This window comes from Gammaproteobacteria bacterium (assembly GCA_029881255.1).
Classification (GTDB): Bacteria; Pseudomonadota; Gammaproteobacteria; order S012-40; family S012-40; genus JAOUMY01.
Genome location: JAOUMY010000001.1, coordinates 342,388 through 360,679, shown reverse-complemented (window position 1 = coordinate 360,679; position 18,292 = coordinate 342,388). Strand labels below are relative to the sequence as shown.

General features: G+C 46.8%; 15 protein-coding genes. 11 read left to right on the top strand and 4 right to left on the bottom strand.

Going from position 1 to position 18,292, the window contains the following annotated elements; all coding sequences use genetic code 11:
* Positions 1-19: 19 nt before the first annotated feature.
* The 5 genes from OEZ43_01590 (at position 20) to aroE (ending at position 4,530) form a co-directional block, all read left to right on the top strand.
* Positions 20-787, top strand: coding sequence for a sulfite exporter TauE/SafE family protein (locus tag OEZ43_01590; GenBank protein ID MDH5544251.1), 768 nt, complete (start codon positions 20-22; stop codon positions 785-787).
* A gap of 190 nt (positions 788-977) precedes the next feature.
* On the top strand, positions 978-1,634 hold the full coding sequence (locus OEZ43_01585; protein MDH5544250.1) for a TIGR04211 family SH3 domain-containing protein: 657 nt from the start codon (positions 978-980) through the stop codon (positions 1,632-1,634).
* Positions 1,635-1,763: 129 nt separating this feature from the next.
* Positions 1,764-2,441 (top strand): TIGR00153 family protein, encoded by a 678-nt coding sequence (locus OEZ43_01580; GenBank protein MDH5544249.1) that lies wholly within the window; start codon positions 1,764-1,766, stop codon positions 2,439-2,441.
* Between the two features lie 12 nt (positions 2,442-2,453).
* Positions 2,454-3,713, top strand: coding sequence for an inorganic phosphate transporter (locus OEZ43_01575; GenBank protein ID MDH5544248.1), 1,260 nt, complete (start codon positions 2,454-2,456; stop codon positions 3,711-3,713).
* A 1-nt stretch (position 3,714) separates the two neighbouring features.
* Positions 3,715-4,530 (top strand): shikimate dehydrogenase, encoded by an 816-nt coding sequence (gene aroE, locus OEZ43_01570; GenBank protein MDH5544247.1) that lies wholly within the window; start codon positions 3,715-3,717, stop codon positions 4,528-4,530.
* Positions 4,531-4,619: 89 nt separating this feature from the next.
* On the opposite strand, the gene OEZ43_01565 is transcribed toward aroE, so the two are convergent.
* Complete coding sequence (locus tag OEZ43_01565) at positions 4,620-6,917, bottom strand: PAS domain S-box protein (protein ID MDH5544246.1); 2,298 nt, start codon at positions 6,915-6,917, stop codon at positions 4,620-4,622.
* Positions 6,918-7,765: 848 nt separating this feature from the next.
* On the opposite strand from OEZ43_01565, the gene OEZ43_01560 reads away from it, so the two are divergent.
* Together OEZ43_01560 and OEZ43_01555 are read left to right on the top strand one after the other, a co-directional pair.
* Entirely contained in the window at positions 7,766-8,254 is a 489-nt protein-coding gene (locus OEZ43_01560; GenBank protein ID MDH5544245.1) for a hypothetical protein, read from the top strand.
* Between the two features lie 5 nt (positions 8,255-8,259).
* Positions 8,260-8,781 (top strand): hypothetical protein, encoded by a 522-nt coding sequence (locus OEZ43_01555; GenBank protein MDH5544244.1) that lies wholly within the window; start codon positions 8,260-8,262, stop codon positions 8,779-8,781.
* A 13-nt stretch (positions 8,782-8,794) separates the two neighbouring features.
* Here the strand turns inward: OEZ43_01555 and dinB are convergent, their stop codons facing one another.
* The 3 genes from dinB to gorA form a co-directional block, all read right to left on the bottom strand.
* Positions 8,795-9,856, bottom strand: coding sequence for a DNA polymerase IV (gene dinB / locus OEZ43_01550; GenBank protein ID MDH5544243.1), 1,062 nt, complete (start codon positions 9,854-9,856; stop codon positions 8,795-8,797).
* 84 nt (positions 9,857-9,940) lie between these two features.
* A complete protein-coding gene (locus OEZ43_01545) occupies positions 9,941-10,474 on the bottom strand; it encodes a gamma carbonic anhydrase family protein (GenBank protein ID MDH5544242.1) in 534 nt (177 codons plus the stop codon).
* 12 nt (positions 10,475-10,486) lie between these two features.
* Positions 10,487-11,839 carry a glutathione-disulfide reductase gene (gene gorA, locus OEZ43_01540; GenBank protein ID MDH5544241.1) on the bottom strand — a complete coding sequence of 451 codons (1,353 nt, stop codon included), beginning with the start codon at positions 11,837-11,839 and terminating at the stop codon, positions 10,487-10,489.
* Positions 11,840-11,945: 106 nt separating this feature from the next.
* Between gorA and prlC the strand changes: the two genes are divergently transcribed.
* From prlC to OEZ43_01520, 4 genes are all read left to right on the top strand, one after another.
* Entirely contained in the window at positions 11,946-13,997 is a 2,052-nt protein-coding gene (prlC, locus tag OEZ43_01535; protein MDH5544240.1) for an oligopeptidase A, read from the top strand.
* A gap of 77 nt (positions 13,998-14,074) precedes the next feature.
* Positions 14,075-14,509, top strand: coding sequence for a cyclic nucleotide-binding domain-containing protein (locus OEZ43_01530; protein ID MDH5544239.1), 435 nt, complete (start codon positions 14,075-14,077; stop codon positions 14,507-14,509).
* 274 nt (positions 14,510-14,783) lie between these two features.
* Positions 14,784-17,225 carry a hypothetical protein gene (locus OEZ43_01525; GenBank protein ID MDH5544238.1) on the top strand — a complete coding sequence of 814 codons (2,442 nt, stop codon included), beginning with the start codon at positions 14,784-14,786 and terminating at the stop codon, positions 17,223-17,225.
* A gap of 166 nt (positions 17,226-17,391) precedes the next feature.
* Positions 17,392-17,973: a hypothetical protein gene (locus tag OEZ43_01520; protein ID MDH5544237.1), complete on the top strand. Its 582-nt coding sequence runs from the start codon at positions 17,392-17,394 to the stop codon at positions 17,971-17,973.
* Positions 17,974-18,292 lie beyond the last annotated feature (319 nt).

Genomic DNA, 18,292 nt, shown 5'->3' with positions numbered 1-18,292 from the left:
TGATATAATCAGCTACCTGATTGTAGGTGGTCTGGCCGGAATCCTGGCGGGCCTGCTTGGAGTGGGTGGGGGAATAGTCGTAGTACCTGCACTGCTGTGGCTGTTGCCATATAGCGACATACCCGACGAACAGCGCATGCATGTCGCTGTCGCGACATCTTTGGTAGTGATGATTCCTACCGCGATGGCGTCAGCCTGGAAACATTATCAACAAAAAAATTTACACTGGGCAACTTTCTCTGTGCTTGGTGTTGGCATAGCTGTTGGCAGTTTTGTTGGTGTTTTTCTCGCAGGACACAGTCCGCGTAGCCAATTAGAAACACTGTTTGGTATTTTCGAATTGATTATCGGATTGCAGTTGTTACGCAACGTCGTTAATTCGACAGTCGACACAGGTAAGCCAGAAGTGAGTCGAACTTGGGAGTTGTTTACCGTCGGTAGTGGTATTGGTAGTCTTTCGAGTATGTTGGGAATAGGTGGCGGCACAATGACGGTGCCTTATCTGAACTGGCGCGGTTTTGGAATTCATCGGGCAATAGGAACGTCTGCCGCCTGTGGTTTGATCATTGCGATTACAGGATCTGCGGGATTTGTTTTTCTGAATTCATCTAACGAAGCAGCGCTGTTGTTTGGCTATGTGTATTTTCCCGCGGCAATTCCGATTGGGCTTGCATCGACTCTCTGTGCAGGGTGGGGCGCGAAGCTCGGTAAGCGTTTCAGCACGCTAGTCCTGCGGCGTATAATGGGCCTGGTCTTGTTGTTGGTGGGATTTAAACTTCTGTTTTAAAGAAGCGACGTGATTCGGTGTGGTTTATGCATTGCCGTAAACTCGTCCGTGTTTTGCGCCTCTTTCGCGCGTATGCAAGTGCCAGTTGAGACAATTTGACGGTCGTTATGTTAAGGTATTGTTTTTTCGAGCGTTACGTTCTACAAATTATGGAATCCGCAAGGAAGAAGAGTTGCTAGGGTTTTTAACGATGAAACAGGCTTGGTTTGCTATTTTATTTTTGTTTGCCGTTGCTGGGGTTGCAGAGGCAAAGTCGGTTTATGTATCTGATGTGCTATACATTACTTTGCGTACAGGTAAAGGTGATAGCTTTCGTATTCTCAAGACGCTCAAAAGCGGTACCAAAATGGAGCTTATGGAGAAGGACGATCAATATGCGCAGGTTCGCCTTGAGGACGGTACCGAAGGCTGGGTGCAGGAGCGTTTTATCACCGATGATCCAACCTCTAATATTATATTGGAATCGACAAATAATCGTTTGTCCCGTCTGCAAAATGACTATAACCAGTTAAAAGAGAAATATGATTCCACTCGAAGTGAGTTGAGCCAAACAGAAAAAGAACGGAGTTCTTTGGAATCCCGCGCCTCCAAACTGGAAAAACAAAACACCGAAATACAAGATGCTGCTGCACGGCCTATTCAGCTCGATCGTGAAAACAAAGAGCTGCGGACAAAGAATGCTGAGATGGCGAAAGAGATCGCAGATCTCAAGATCGAAAACGAATCATTAAAAGGCGCTTCTGATCGCGATTGGTTCATGACAGGCGCTGGCGTTATTATTCTCGGCGTGCTAATTGGCCTGATTGTCCCAAGGTTGCGCCTGCGTAAACAGTCCTCCTGGGCATGATTTCCGATACGCACCAGCTCTGAGCTGGTGCGTCCTCAATTTGCCAGTTTTCTAAAAATTGGCCTTTCATTTCGTGAATTATTCGTTATACTTCGCGCAAATTGAGAGAGAAATAGAGAGGACAAATCGGTGTCCAGTCATTATATCTACCGTCTATTCGGACGATCCCCCGTCAAACCCATACAGCAACACATGGAAAAATCCGTTGGCTGCGCCAAGGAGCTTATCAGCCTCTTTGAAGCGGTCATTGCCGGTGATCGGCGTCAGGTTAATTCCGTTCAAAAGAGAATTTCCAAACAGGAAAGAGAAGCGGACAAGCTGAAAAAAGACTTGCGTATGCATTTGCCTAACAGTCTTATGCTGCCGGTCTCTCGGGGGGATTTGCTTGAGATGCTGGCCATGCAGGATCGTATCGCAAACACAGCAAAAGATATTGCGGGTCTGATTGTCGGCCGCAAGATGACATTTCCTGAGTCCATGCATGAAATTCTGCTGCAATTCATTCAACGTTGCGTGGACACTGCCGTACAGGCAGAACAAACAGTCAACGAACTCGATGAACTGGTAGAGACTGGTTTTCGTGGTAAAGAAGTTGAGTTTGTACAGGATATGCTGAAAAAGCTCGACGAGATTGAATCGGATACCGATGCTATCGAAGTACGTGTTCGCGCGATGCTATTCGATATGGAAAAAGAGCTCCCGCCGGTTGATGTTATGTTCTTCTATAAAGTGATAGAAAGCACGGGTGAGCTGGCCGATATATCCCAGCGTGTAGGCAGTCGCTTGCAGTTGTTGTTGGCAAGATAGGAGGATAAGAAGATGGTGATGGAGTATGGAACCGTCTTTCTAATCCTGGCAGCTGTTTTCGGGCTGTTCATGGCTTGGGGTATAGGTGCAAACGATGTCGCAAATGCAATGGGAACGTCGGTTGGTTCGCGTGCACTGACTATCAAACAGGCGATTATCATCGCTGCGATCTTTGAATTCCTCGGAGCCTTTCTCGCGGGCGGTCAGGTTACCAAAACGATACGCAAAGGTATTGTTGATTCTGAATTAATGTCATCGTCACCTGAGTTGCTCGTGTACGGGATGCTTGCTTCCCTGCTCGCAGCCGGGCTATGGCTACTGGTTGCTTCTATGAAAGGGTGGCCGGTTTCTACTACACATTCTATTGTTGGTGCGATCGTTGGATTCGCAGCGGTCGGTATTGGTTTTGAGGCAGTGAAGTGGGCCAAAGTTGGTTCAATCGTAGCGAGTTGGGTAGTATCGCCATTGCTAGCGGGTACGATTGCTTTTCTCTTGTTTATGAGTGTACAACGACTCATTCTTGATACAGATAACCCCTTAAAGAACGCAAAACGCTATGTGCCTGTCTATATGTTCTTTGTCGGCTTTATCGTCGCACTCGTTACGCTGTTTAAAGGCCTCAAACACGTTGGTCTTGAAACTACGCTAGAGCAAAATTATTTAATTGCGATGGTTATCGGTGGAATGGTTAGCGTCGGCGGTGTCTTCTTTATTCGTCGCCTTGATATAGATCTACAGGCAGATCGTAAATTTCACTTCGCCAATGTGGAAAAAGTTTTCGGCGTTCTCATGATGGTTACTGCCTGCGCGATGGCCTTTGCACACGGCTCTAACGACGTTGCCAATGCCGTCGGTCCGGTTGCCGCAATTGTTGGAATAGTTGAGAGTGGTGGCCAGGTAGCTCAGCAGTCGGCGATGCCGCTATGGGTACTCGGGCTCGGCGGTGTCGGAATCGTGTTGGGACTGGCTATGTATGGGCGCAAAGTGATTGCAACTGTAGGAACTGGCATCACTGATTTGACGCCCAGCCGTGGATTTGCTGCCACGCTTGCCGCTGCAACGACAGTAGTATTGGCGTCTGGCACGGGATTACCCATATCCACGACTCACACCTTAGTTGGCGCAGTACTTGGCGTCGGTTTAGCGCGTGGTTTGAGCGCGGTAAATCTCCAGGTTGTCGGTTCCATTTTTATGTCGTGGATAGTAACGTTGCCGGCCGGAGCTTTCCTGGCAATTTCTTTCTTCTTTATTCTGAAAGCGATTTTTAGCTGAGATGGATCGGTATGCGGTTATGGGCAATCCCATTGCCCACAGTAAATCGCCGATGATCCATACGTTGTTTGCGCAGCAAACTTCAGAAAGCCTGACCTACGAAGCGATACTTGTGCCGCTTGAGAGTTTTTCATCCGCGGTGCGTGCCTTTCAAAAAGATGGTGGAAAAGGATTAAATGTGACGGTGCCTTTTAAGACTGAGGCATGGCAGTTATCTAATCGCTATAGTGACTTCGCGCATCGTGCGGGTGCTGTTAATACATTAGAGTTTTCCTCCAGCGGTGAAATAGTTGGGCACAATACAGACGGTATTGGTATTGTGCGCGACATTCAAAACAACATTGGATATTCCATTACGGCAAAGAGAATACTTGTTCTTGGGGCAGGTGGTGCCGTACGCGGCATACTTGAACCCTTTTTAGAGTTATCTCCCGAGTGTATCTGTATTGCGAACAGAACGGAGTCCCGTGCCAGGGAATTGGTAAATGAGTTCTCACGTTCAAGTATGCAAGCCTATAGCTTCGAGAATATACCCGTGGAGAATTTTGACATCGTCATCAATGGGACTTCCGCCAGCCTGCAGGGAGAGTTACCGCCTGTGCCAGTAAAATGCGTCGAAGGCGCGCTTTGCTATGACATGATGTATGGCAAACAGGATACGCCTTTTATGCAATGGTCTCGCAATCATGGCGCACCTGCGGTAAAAGACGGTTTAGGGATGTTGGTCGAACAGGCTGCAGAAGCGTTTTATATCTGGCGAAAAAAACGCCCGCAAACAGCATCCGTAATAAATGCTGTGCGACAAAGTCTTGTGTGAGTAGAGATGACTTCTGGTGTATCTGACCGTGTCGTATCACTCTTCGTATATTTGCAATAAGGCGCTGTCTTTAATTTAGAGGCTATATTTTAGTTGCTGCCACTAGCTAAGCCTGTTGGCATATCATCGGCTTTCGCAAAACTCATCGGAATCCATAGAATAATCGTAGTTCCCTGTCCCAGTTGCGTTTCAATTTCTATATCACCTTGATGCTGATTCATTATACTTTTCACAATCGACATTCCTAAACCTACGCCAAATGATTTCGTAGAGAAAAGGGGTTCAAACATTCGCGAACGGGTTTTTTCGTCCATTCCCGGGCCGTTATCTGCGACTACAATTTCCAATCGATCTTCTTTTGCTCGTGTTATGAGGCTTAGTGTCGGTGCTCTCTCTACGGTATTGCTAGACGTAGTCATTGCCTGTATCGCATTTTCTACAATATTGATAATTGCGCGTTGCAATCGGGCATCGTCGAAAAAGAATTTTTCATCAGCAAAACCGAGTGAACAGTGAAGTTCGACTCCTGAATTTTCTGTCAATTCGCTTACTAGTTTGCTTACCCACGGGTCAAGAGTGTGTGAATGAATTTGCAGATTTCCCGTACGTGTAAAATCAAGCAATTCATCGACAATGTGATCGCATCGGTCAATATTCCTATTGATGAGCGTGATGGCCTTTTGTAGTTTTTGGCTATCCTTATCGAGGTTCTTGTTGAGTAAATAAAGAGCTGGCCGCATGGCGCCAAGCGGATTGCGCAATTCGTGTGACACTGTTGCCGTCAATTGACCGAGTGTAGAAAGCTTTTCTCTGCGTAACAGTTCCCCTTGTGCATGCTCTAGCTGCTGTGTCCGTTGCTTAACCTTTGTTTCGAGCAAATCTTGATGTTCTTTCAATTCGCTAATCGCAGCACAGCGTTCCATTTCGACGGACATACGAGTCGCATAAACACCAAGCACCGCTGCTCCCCAGTCAGGCAATTGCAGCGCTCCTTGGCTTGCGATGGCCAGAACGCCGACAGTGTTGCCATCTGAGGATATGATCGGCGTAGCGAAATAGTCTTCGATATGAAATTGACTCATAATGAGGCTTTCGGGAAATTTCTTACTCGACTCGGAGCAATATATGCTTTGCTGGCTCTCTAGAATATTCAGTTCGGGCGAGCCTGCGCTTGGAAACTCCTGTATTTCCAAGGATAGGTTTGCCTCTCCCTTAGCCGCCTTGATGCTGATGCTCGAGTTCTCATTTTCGAACCGACCGACATAGGCAAGCTGGCTATGAAAAAGACTATTGATTTGCTCTAGAGACTGTTGCAAAAACTGTTTGACGCTGCTTCCGCCTCTGCCGCTGGCCAACGAGTGCATAACATTGTCCATATAGGCGCGGTCGGAAACGTCGCGGATTAAGGTTATGTGTCCTATGTTTTTGCCACTTGATGTGCGCATCGGAGTTGTGGTTGTTTCAGCGGTGAACACGCTGCCATCCCGTTTTGCATAACTGGCACGATAAGTCGCAAACAATGTATTGGTGTGATGACTAAATTTATTGAGCGTATCACGCCTTGAGGTATCTGCATTCGACAAAAACTCGTTGAGATTTTTGCCAATGAGATCTGTTTTGGTATAGCCAAATAATGCCTTTGTAGCGTTGTTAACCAGTCGAATAGACTGGTTTTCGTCGGCAAATATTACGCTATCGGGAATAGATTCGAAAATGACTTCAAAGCGTGCGCGACTTTGCTCTAGTTCGTTGTTAATTGCCTTTTTGTCACTAATGTCACTTAGTGTTACTACTGAGCCAACTAATTGGTCTTTGCTAAAAATTGGACTGGAACAAAACTGAACGGGAAAACTGGTGCCGTCAAGTCTCCAAAATAACTCTTCAGTTTGCAAGCTTTGTCCGTTCAATGTTGCGGCGTGAATGTGACAATCTCGAAGCGGAATAGGCGTGCCGTCGGATTTGGAGTGATGAACGAGTCTATGCATGTTTTTGCCGAGCAGCGCGTCTGGAGACTTGTAACCAATAAGTTTTGCGCAGGCATTATTGGCAAAGGTGCAGTTTCCTTCAAGGTCAACGCCATATATCGCTTCACTGGTCGAATTCATCAACATGTCGATTCGTTCGCTACGTTTTGTAAGCGCAAGATTATTGAGCTTGGTTACATGGCGTTGATAATGTACTTTTCCTGCCAAGAGTAGCGTAATGATGAATTGAAATAGTATCGGAAAAATCATCTCCGATTCGGTAATTATTGATCCGGACTTTGTTGCGGCAAGAATAGACAAACCCGTAATGTTGATCGCGCCGATGACAAATATCGGTATCGGGCCAGTCACGATGGCTGCTAACAACATGCCGATGCTTAAATAGTAAAATTCAAAATGCATGGAGTTCCAGTTCGGGCTATCTAACGTTACCAAAAATAGAACAAGAGAGTTTGTTGCTGCCCAAAGCAGCGCTCCAAGCTGAAAGTATCGCGTTCTTGCCAAGAGGTAGCATGCGAATGACATGGGTAATATCATTTGAATGACAATAGTAGGAAGCGAGTTGCCTATGCGGGTTCCAAGTATGACCGCCAATTGCGTGATGAATATAGTTGCCAGTATTGAGGCAAGTAATTTGGCCTGAAATCTTTGTGATTTGCTTGGTAGGAGTTGAAACGGCTCTATCAAAAGGCGATGTAAGCCGTTTTCTCTGTCGTTTGATTGTTCATTATTTTCCAAGTGGGTGTCTCGATACTGAGGAAATATGTTGTTGGGTATTGCTATATCGGAGGTATCCGTGCATGTATTAATGGTGTAATGTGCGGCAGTTGGAAATTTGTAAATTTGTTACATTGATTTACATGATCGGTGTAAAAAAAACACAGAAGTCTTCTGGCTACTACTGAGTTCCCATTCTGCTAGTGAACCAAGGCGAAACGCGAGCGCGTATTGCTAAATAGCCCATTTGGGTTAGAAACATACAGCCTTGCATGATTTTTCCAAGTGGTGAACCAGTTGTTCGTTTTACCGATATTCAGACAAGTATTTGCCTTTTGCAGGCATCGGATACAGCTTTAGAGGGATGGTGAGATTTGGTGCTGGTCCTCACTTTCTGGAGCGGCGGAGCGCATCCCTGCAGGCAAGTAGTGAATGGCATAAAGAGAGTTTTGTTTGAAGTGTGGTTTATTGTTGGAATCGAATAAAATTCGTACTAGACTATATCCACCCAACTATAAATAAAAGTCTATCCGATGCAATTTAGTCCCACTCGATTATTTATTATTCTATTTTCCTTCGTTACGTCACCCCTGTTATATGCACAGGAGGAAGAAGCACCAGGTTCATATGCCTTGTTTATTGAAAATGGATACGGGCTGCAGCTGAAGTGGGCTGTAACTGAGCACCTGATGTTGATACCGGGTGGTGGCGGTGGTTTAACTTCAGATCTGAAGTCAAGCTATGGCGTGATGGATCTGGGCGTGCGTTACTATTTCAATACTTCACCGTTTCGTCATTTTTTTCAATTAGGTAGTTCAGTCGTTGTTAGTCTTGAAACGGTAAATGGACGTACACGTCCGACGTATGATCTGGGTAATTATGGCGGGCGCTATGGTGTCGAATACATGCTGGCGGAAAGTGTCTCTATAGAAGGGGCTGCATCCATTTATATTGTGAAGCTGGATGGGGGTTATGCATACCGATTTCCCTATTGGCGCTTCGGAATGAGCTACTACTGGTGAGATTTATGTCGAAAATTCTGTTTTATAGAAAGCTTTTTCTTTTCGCCTTTTTGTTCCCTGCTGCATCTGTTCAGGCTGATGATAAAGATTCTTTCGGAATTGGATTGAATAATTTGGTGTTCCCTGATTTTTATGTTCACTATCGTGCATCAGACCTGATGATGTTTTCCTTTAATGTGGATACAACTGGCTATGAGCAAGAAGAATCAGGGATTCAGAGTACAAGTAGTACGGTTGATTTGACGATGGACGCCAGACTTTATGTTTCGAGAGCCAAAGTCCGACCATATTGGTTGTTTCGCATGAGAAATACTTTCGATGACTCTTATTATGAAGATGCAGATGTGCAGATATGGGAAACACAAAATATTTTAAGCCTCGGCATTGGTTTTGGGTTTGAGGCAAAATTGGGCGAGCATTTTCTGCTGAGTTCTTCTTTGTTAATGATTGGTACTTCGCAAGGTGATGGGTCTTATTCCTTGATTGGGCCTAGTAGTACTGGTGTGATGCTAAGCTATTTTTGGTAGATACTGGTAGTCTTCAAAATGCAAGCTCAAGCTGTTTGTCTTCTTCTTCCTTCTTGTCGCGAAAACGCACGCCTAATCCAATCAGTCTTACTGGTCGCGGATTGTAGATATAGCGCTGTTGAAACAGCGTGATAAATGTATCCTCGCATAAATGCATCGCAGGCGCCTGCGCTGTTGTCTGAGAAAAGTCTGCGTATTTGATTTTAACGAATAAAGTTTTGATATCCCGTGGCCCCTTGTCCTTGCATTGCCGAAGGCGCTGCATGAAATCCTGAAAAAGAGCCGGTATTTGCTTTATGCATTGGTCTGCACTGTGTAAGTCCTGAGCGTAGGTCTCTTCTACGCTTAATGACTTCCGGTCTCGGAACGGCTCGACTTCACGGTCATCTATGCCGCGACATAATTGATAGAGCGTTTGTCCAAAGGCGCCGAACTGTTTGACTAAATCATAGACACTGACTCGCTGTAGATCTCCGCAGGTATTGATGCGCATCTGGTGTAGGCGAGTGGCGGTTACTTTGCCTATACCGTGAACTTTTTCTATTGGAAGTTGTTTGACGAAGTAGTCTACTTCACCTGGAGTGATCACGAATTGTCCGTTTGGTTTGTTCCAGTCACTGGCGATCTTCGATAGAAATTTGTTTGGCGCAATGCCGGCCGACGCGCGCAAGTTTTGGCTACCAAAAATCTCTTCGCGTATGGTTTGTGCGATTAAGGTCGCACTGCCGTTTGAGTAGGGGTTATTCGTGACATCAAGATAGGCCTCGTCCAGCGAAAGTGGTTCAATGCGATGAGTAAATTTTTCAAAGATACGGCGTATTTCACTTGCTACCCTTTTGTATTTATCCATATTCACTGGCAACAATATTAGTTCTGGGCACTGCTTGAGTGCTTGTGCCGTGGCCATACCCGATCTGACGCCGTAGCGCCGTGCCTCATAATTACATGTGCACAAGACTCCCCGCTGTGACGGGCTCCCGCCAACGGCTACTGGTCGCCCGAGCAGGGAGGGATTGTCGCGAACCTCGATTGCTGCATAGAAGCAATCCATATCGACATGGATAATCTTGCGCATGAAATGCTACTCAGGGTGTTGGAATACGTATGGTCGCTTAGGGACAGTTTATCCCGCGAACTCTCTATTTCAACGGCACAATGCTTATTGGTCTTTCATGTGCCGGTTTTTTAAATCGACATAATGTTGAGCCGAAAAGCTCAGATATTCAATTTCTTTTTGCGACAAAGCGCGTGCCTGTTTTACCGGCGCACCGACATACAGGAAACCGCTTTCTAATACCTTGCCAGGAGGCACCAGAGCACCGGCTGCCACCATGGTGTTAGTCTTTACTACTGCGCCATCGAGAACTGTAGCGCCCATACCGACCAGACAGCGATCTTCGACTGTACATGCGTGTAAAATTGCGGCATGTCCAACAGTCACTTCGTCCCCGATCGTCAAGGCATGACCGCCGGGGTTAAAGGCGTTGTCTGCGGTGACGTGCAAAATCGAGCCGTCCTGGACATTTGTGCGCTTACCTATACGAATCGACTGCACGTCGCCGCGTAGGGCAACCATCGGCCAGATAGAGGAGTCCTTACCAATGTGTACATCTCCAATGACTGCGGCCTGTTCGTCCACATAGACACCGTCGTCCAGCACCGGTGTTATTCCGTCAAAACTACGTACTGCCATTGATGTTCCCCTTTATCGCATGGTGACCAGCTCTTCGGCGCTGGTCGGGTGAATGGCAATCGTATCATCAAAATCCTTTTTTGTAGCGCCCATGCGCATGGCAACGGCAAAACCTTGTAACATTTCGTCACTCGCGGGTCCGATAATGTGACAACCTATCACTTTTTGCTGTGCACCGACTGTGACTAATTTCATTGCTGTTTCGTGTTTGTGTTCAAACATGGTTTGTTGCATGGAGGTGAAGCGAGTCTGGTACACCTTGACTGCTTCCCCATGCTGTTTGCGCGCATCTTCTTCACTGAGACCGATCGTACCGATGGGGGGGTGACTGAATACGACGGTTGGCACTAGTGAGGTATCAACTTTGCGATCGTGTTGCTGATTAAACAAGCGCTCGCCCAGGCGACGTCCTGCGGCAATAGCAACTGGAGTAAGCGCGGCCTGACCAGTGATATCGCCAACCGCGTAGATATGCGGAACGTTAGTATTCTGGAAGTCGTCAACTGGGATGGTGCCGTCAGGTTCTACTGTGACATCGGTATTTTCTAAATTGAGCGTATAGGTGAGATGTCTGCGACCGACAGCCCAAATAACGGTATCGAAACCACCAAGGGTAAGGCTGTTAGCGCCTACTAAGGTAATTTTGCCATTTGCTTCCTTTTTTAGCGCCTGTAGCTGGATGCATGAGAGAATGTTGACGCCCGCGTTGACCATTTCCTCCATCAATACGTCGCGCAACATGGAGTCGAATCGCCCTAGCAGGTGTTGGCCACGTAGCAACATAGTGACATCGCTGCCCAGAGCATTTAGCACTCCAGCCAATTCGACGGCGATATAACCTGCGCCGATAACCGCTACGTTGCCGGGCTGAGACTGTAGCTCAAAAAAACCGTCGGAAGTAATGCCCAGTTCGGCACCTTCAATCTCGGGTATCATTGGTTCGCCACCGACGCTGATTACGATGTGATCCGCGGTATAACGTTTGCCATTGACTTCCAGGGTGTTGTTATCGATAAAACTGGCGGTGCCTGCAATCAGGTCAATGTTCAAGTCTTTGAACCAGGATTGGTACCAGCTATTGATACCTTGAATATAGTTTTCTCGTTTATCAACCAGCGCCTTCCAGTCGAAACCCTTCTGTTCAACCTTGAACCCGTAGCCGCTGGCGTTTCTTATGGCTTGTGCCATCTCAGCGCCATACCACATGACTTTTTTTGGTACACAGCCTCGATTGACGCAGGTTCCACCTAAAACGGTGTCCTTCTCGATGATTGCGCAGCGTTTTCCGAATGCCGCGGCCTTCTCCGCGACTGACAGTCCGCCGCTACCGGCGCCGATGGCGATTAGATCGTAGTGAGTTTGCATGAATTTGGTTCCGTCATGAGTTAGGCTATATTGTATGAATTGAATTCGGGTATGAAAACCGCATATTGAATAACTTGCATAGTCTTACAAAAGCAAAGGAAGAAGTATGAATCGCAATCCCCTTTTGGAAAGTCATGAATTACCGCCATTTTCGCAGTTAAAGCCTGAACATGTTGAACCGGCAATAAGACAAATCATCGAAGAAAACAGAAATAACGTAGAGGCTATGCTCGATGCCGGCGTTACATACACCTGGCAAACCTTGATTGAGCCGCTGGAAATAATGGAAGAGAAGCTCAGCCGCGCCTGGTCTCCCGTCAGTCACATGAATTCCGTGGTCAATAGTGAAGAACTTCGCGCTGCGTACAATGCCTGCCTGCCCTTGCTCAGCGACTACAGCACCGATATGGGGCAGAACGAACGACTGTTTACTGCACTCAAGTCGCTTGAAACCGGCGACGAATTCCGTACCTATAACACCGCACAGAAGAAGTTGTTAAAGGATAGTTTGCGTGATTTCCGTCTCTCTGGCGTCGAACTTCCGGCCGAAAAAAAGGCGCGATATAAGGAAGTGATGCAGGAATTATCCAACCTGACCAGCAAATTTGAGGAAAACCTGCTCGATGCGACGAATGGCTGGAGCAAGCATATCGAAGACGAATCGCAGCTGGCCGGTTTGCCCGATTCCGCGATGGGTCTGGCAAAACAACTGGCCGAGCGTGAGGGAAAGAGTGGATGGTTGTTGAACCTCGAATTTCCTTCTTACTATCCTACGATGTGCTATGCCGATGATCGTGATCTGCGCTTCGAAATGTATCAAGCCTATGTCACTCGCGCATCTGATGAAGGACCAAATGCGGGCAAGTGGGACAATAGCGAGATTATGGAAAAGATTCTGCAATTTCGACATGAGGCAGCGCAACTCCTGGGCTTTGAAAATTATGCCGCGCGTTCTATCGAAACCAAGATGGCTAGTCGCACCGATCAGGTCTTGAATTTTCTTAACGATCTGGCTGAAAAATCGTTGTCTCAAGCGCACGCGGAATTAAAGGAATTAAAAGATTTTGCGCTGGCGCAATTCGGTGTCGAAGAAATGGAAGCCTGGGATGTCCCTTACTATGGCGAAAAATTACGTCAGCATAAATATGCAGTGACCCAGGAGGAAATTAAACCCTATCTGCCCGAAGATCGGGTACTCAATGGTATGTTCCACACCGTCAAACAACTTTATGGCGTGAATATCCAGGAAAAAGCGGGAATTGATACCTGGCATAAAGACGTGCGTTTTTTTGAAATCACCGATGACAAAGGGCAGGTGCGTGGGCAGTTTTACCTGGATTTATATGCGCGTGCACACAAGCGTGGCGGTGCGTGGATGGGTGAGTGTATTACGCGCATGAAAATGGGCGAGGTTGAACAATTACCAGTGGCCTATCTGACCTGTAATTTCTCTCCGCCAGTCGGGGACAAACCGGCGTTGTTTACGCACGATGAAGTCACCACTCTTTTTCATGAATTTGGTCATGGACTTCATCATATGATGACCCGGGTTGATTATCCCAGTGTTGCCGGAATTAGCGGCGTGCCCTGGGACGCTGTCGAATTGCCTAGTCAGTTTATGGAAAACTGGTGCTGGGAACGGGAAGCGTTAAACGAAATTGCCGGTCACTATGAAACAGGCGAACAGATTCCTGATGATTTATATCAACGGATGCAGGCCGCAAAGAATTTTCAGGCCGCGATGCAGATGTTACGACAGCTCGAGTTTTCGATTTTCGATTTCCGCCTGCATCTGGAATATGACCCGGAAAAACCATCACATATTTATCCTCTTCTGGAAGAAGTCAGAAAACAGGTGGCGGTGATCCATCCGCCTTCGTTTAATCGTTTTCCACATAGCTTTTCGCACATATTTGCCGGTGGATATGCAGCAGGCTACTACAGCTACAAGTGGGCCGAAGTCTTATCTGCGGATGCGTTTTCCCTGTTCGAAGAAAACGGCATTTTTGATCGGGAAACCGGTTTGCGTTTTCTAACCACTATTCTCGAACAGGGTGGATCGCGGGAGCCTATGGAATTATTTGTAGAATTTCGCGGAAGAGAACCTCAGATAGATGCCTTATTACGACACAATGGCATCGTAGCCAGTGCAGCGTAGTTTATATTGGGTATCCGATTTGCGTTTGAACCACTATTGCATATAGTTATATAAAATAACTTTGCAATGGTGGTTCGATGCGTTGTCCAGATACCGAGCTTTTGTCAATTCCGATATTTGGTGGTCTGCATCAGCAGACAGTCAACGATATCATCGAAAAATCATCAGTTTTCACCTGTGAACCTGGAGTCTATATGCTATGTGAAGGTGATACAGGTGACGCATTCTATATTTTAGTTGGTGGACAGGCTAAAGTCGTGCGTGGTGATCCAGAGCAGCACCTCTTCGACCTGGGACGAGGGGACTGTTTTGGTGAAATGGCGCTGATTGATCACCAGCCGCGTAGTGCTTCCGTCCGCGCAATATCTTCTTGTGTAGTCATGGAAATCACGCAAGACACGCTTTTCGATCTTTACCAAACAAATCCAAAGCAATACACCTTGCTACACATGAATATGGCGAGAGAGGTGAGTCGCCGTCTTCGATATGCGGATAATCATATTCAGGCGTAAACTTTATATGTCGAATCTTTCGGCAGTAAAATACACCGCTATCTTCAGAAATTCGAATTCCCCGTCTTCTTATATCTGTTCCTTAAGGCAATATATTTTCCTATGTCTTGAAAGACGCCTCAGCCCAAATTTGGGTTCGATATTCTCAGTTTCAGTTCACTAAGAATAATCATGATAAACGACGCGATAATTATAATTCGCATTTAAAAATAATACTTGATGCAAGGCACATCCAGACCTTTAACATCAATAATGGCTTGTGTGGGAGCAAACTATGGATAGAAAATCCGCCATCGGCTTGATGCTTTTTACTGTGCTGTTATGGACCTCATGCGCAGAACAAATTCCAGATTTTTCACGTAAAATCAATTCTACGCAAAATAATTCTCATACTACGCAAGTCGTTAGAAGCCGCGATCTTAGTAGCTGGTCTTCACCGGTATTATTGGGAAACGACGTGCTTCCTGCCAATAGCGTTGGCTATCTGCATGGGCCTGAGCTTTCGCCAGGAAATAATGCAAGTATTATTGCCTGGCGTTTACATGAGGGACAGCAGACCACGCCTGCCCCCGATAGCGTTGGCAAGATTACGGCGCTATTAGCGGATGGTGCCGGAAGTTTTACATCAAGCAATCCAATTCCGTTAAATCAATCGATTAATGCGACGCTACCGAAATTTGTCTTCGGAGAAAATCCGGCTACACCTATCGCGAGTTGGACATTTCAAGGAAACGTCTACTGGAGCAGGTTGAACGGTATATGGACTCCGGCGGAAATGATTTTGCCGGGAACGGCAACCTATCCCCTGCTTACGCCAAGCGATCAAGTTATCATTTTTTCACACGAAAATACCGCCACGGGTTTTACTCTCCACATTTGGGGGCAGTCTATGTCTGCGCCTGTTTCCCTTTTACGTTCAGAAGCTAGCTTAGAGATGATGTCCAGGCCGGTGTTCACCTCATCAGGGCAGGCATATATTGCGTGGGCGGAAAAAGGGGCGAATGCCACCGTAAATCTCGGTGCTGCCGTATTTGATATGAACACCGGTGTTCTATATCCGCTGGAATTTCCGACTGGAGTCTTTTCCCCTACGAGTGAATTCATTCAGTTAGCGCTTTTTAATCGCGCTGATGGCGGCATGGAACTCATCATTCAGAATATCGATGATGTTGGAGGCGACTCACTATATCGGTCTGAATTACGCGGGACTACCTGGGGACAGCCCATGCTGATGATTTGTCCGGCGGCAAATGTTTGCAATTCGCTACGCGTACCGTTTAGCTTTGCGCGTGACAAAAATGGAAACGCGGCATTGGCCTGGGTAGAAGACGTTGTTGCAGGTACCCAGGTATTCTCTCTGGTCCGAACCAGTCGGTATTCTAACGCTAACTGGCAATCGCCGGAGAGTATCAGTCCTCCCGTGCAAAGTGAGAAAGGCCCAGTCGGTGTTGTAGGAAGTTTTATCGCTGAGACAAGCTTGTCGTTGAGTGGCGAAATGCTTTCTGCTACCTGGGTAGTGAACAGTGCGCAGACCAGCACGCTATACAGTGCACATCTCGAAAGCAATAACCTATGGTCGAATCCCGAAAAGATTGTTGAATACATCGAAAACGGATTTGTTGAATCGGCGTCAATTCTTCAAGAGACAGGCGGTGCTCGCCGTGTTATTTGGAAACAATCGCGGGTGTCATCACAAGGTTTGAATTTTGATATTTGGGCGACATCGGGACAGGTTTTGCCGACGGCTCCGCCTTCCACTTTTGATCCGACTCAGCCTCTACCAGCGAATCATATTCCTACCACAAATGATTGTCTGGCATGCCATAGTCCAGATGGACAGCTTACGATGGTCGATCACAGTTATGTTATTGGTGCGTGCATGGATTGTCACAACGGTGTCACAGCGTCTGGAAAAAATATAACACATATTATCGCCTCTGACGCCTGTGACGCTTGTCACACGACCACTACATGGATGCCGGCAATTACCGTAGACCACACTCAGGTGATGGGAGAATGTCTGAGCTGTCATAACAATATTGTTGCCATGGGTAAACCTCCACAGCATATCGCAGCGACCGAAAACTGTGGCGCCTGTCATAGCACAATGGCCTGGATGCCAGTGATCTCCGTTGATCACAACGAGGTTATTGGTCAGTGCGTCGCTTGTCACAACGGTACCGTTGCAACGGGCAAATTTCCTGGCCATATCTCAACCACGGATGTTTGTAATGCCTGTCACTCGATAATGACATGGGTGCCTATTAATGTAGATCACTATGAGGTACTTGGTGTTTGTGAAAGTTGTCATATCTCGCCAGCGACACATATCGCAGTTGGTATTCGCCAGGATTGTCAGGCATGTCACAGTACAATAACCTGGTTTAATCCAACAAACGCCCTGCCGGGCGGGACGCCAGTCCCTGCGCCTACACCTGCGCCACCTGGAACGACGCCATTGCCGGCGTCACATATACCGACCAGTAATAACTGCGCGGCTTGCCACTCGCCATTAACCTGGGTACCTGTTATTCGTGTCGACCACGATGAGGTTTTTGGGCTTTGTATCAATTGTCACAATGGTGTGCTCGCGATAGGGAAAAGCGTGACGCATGTTCCTTCATCCAATTCATGCAATCAATGTCATACGGTGGCTCAGTGGATACCAGCCATAGGTTCAACAGCGCCGCTCAGTACGCGAAAATTCTTTCGCTAAACGAGTCGACGGTATGCTTGTTGTATTCCTGGACAGGTATTGATTTGAGAACTTGACGAGAGGCACGCGGTCATAACACATTCACTTGATCTTGGTGAATTTGAATTGACTCTAGTTGACTTGTCTGCTTGGTAAGTACTAACTATGCCGGATGTTGGATGCAGGAATGAAGGTTTACCTACTACTATTTTTGTTGCTAGTGGTATTGCGCAGTGCCGATTTGGTTATCACATATCACATTACGCCAGATCTGGCGTATGAGTGGAATCCTCTAGTCGCTGGTTTGAATCTGTCCTGGGGTGGTTTTCTGGTGGTTCAATCGCTGTTGTGTATATTGGCGGCAGGCGTTTTTTACTTCTATCTGAATCGACAGCGTTGTCCTGTGACGCAGCCGGGCCTCGGCATAAGAAGATTTGTGTTTTATTACTTCAATGGTTTCGATGCCAATTGGCGACAATGGTTCGCCAGTCAATTCAAAACACCTAATCAGCGATATAAAGACGCGCACCTGGCGATGTTAGGATTTGTTATTCCCTTCAGTTTTGTTCTGGTGAGCGTATTTGCAATAGCGCACAACCTAACGATACTAGCGGGCATTGATGCCTATCATCAGTTCGCTATTGATCAAGGCTATACCTACTTTGGTGCGGTGTTTATCAGTCTGATACTGGTTAGTGCCAACATTTTCTTTACGCTGGAATTTACCCACTATCGCCGTAACGTCAGTTCTGAGCGTATTCCAAAGTGACACCGTTTGGACGGTTTGCTCAGGGTTTGAAATTGACCTTGGTTCTGTGGCGAATATATCGCTCTGTGAACATAGCGGCGGATGGAGAATTCGCTATGCTTTTATCACTAAACTGAGTTGTTTGAGCACCATCTCCGCCCATTAACTTGGGAACCTTTGCATGTGTGTGAATTCAAATGTTTTATTGCGCCGAAACGGCCAGAATTTTGCTCTACACTGGAGTAAAGTGCGGGAATGTAAAACCGGTGTAAATTCCGGTAGAAAAAAATTTCAAAATAAGTCGGTAATTCGGTTCAGAATTAGTAGTTTTAGTCGAGTT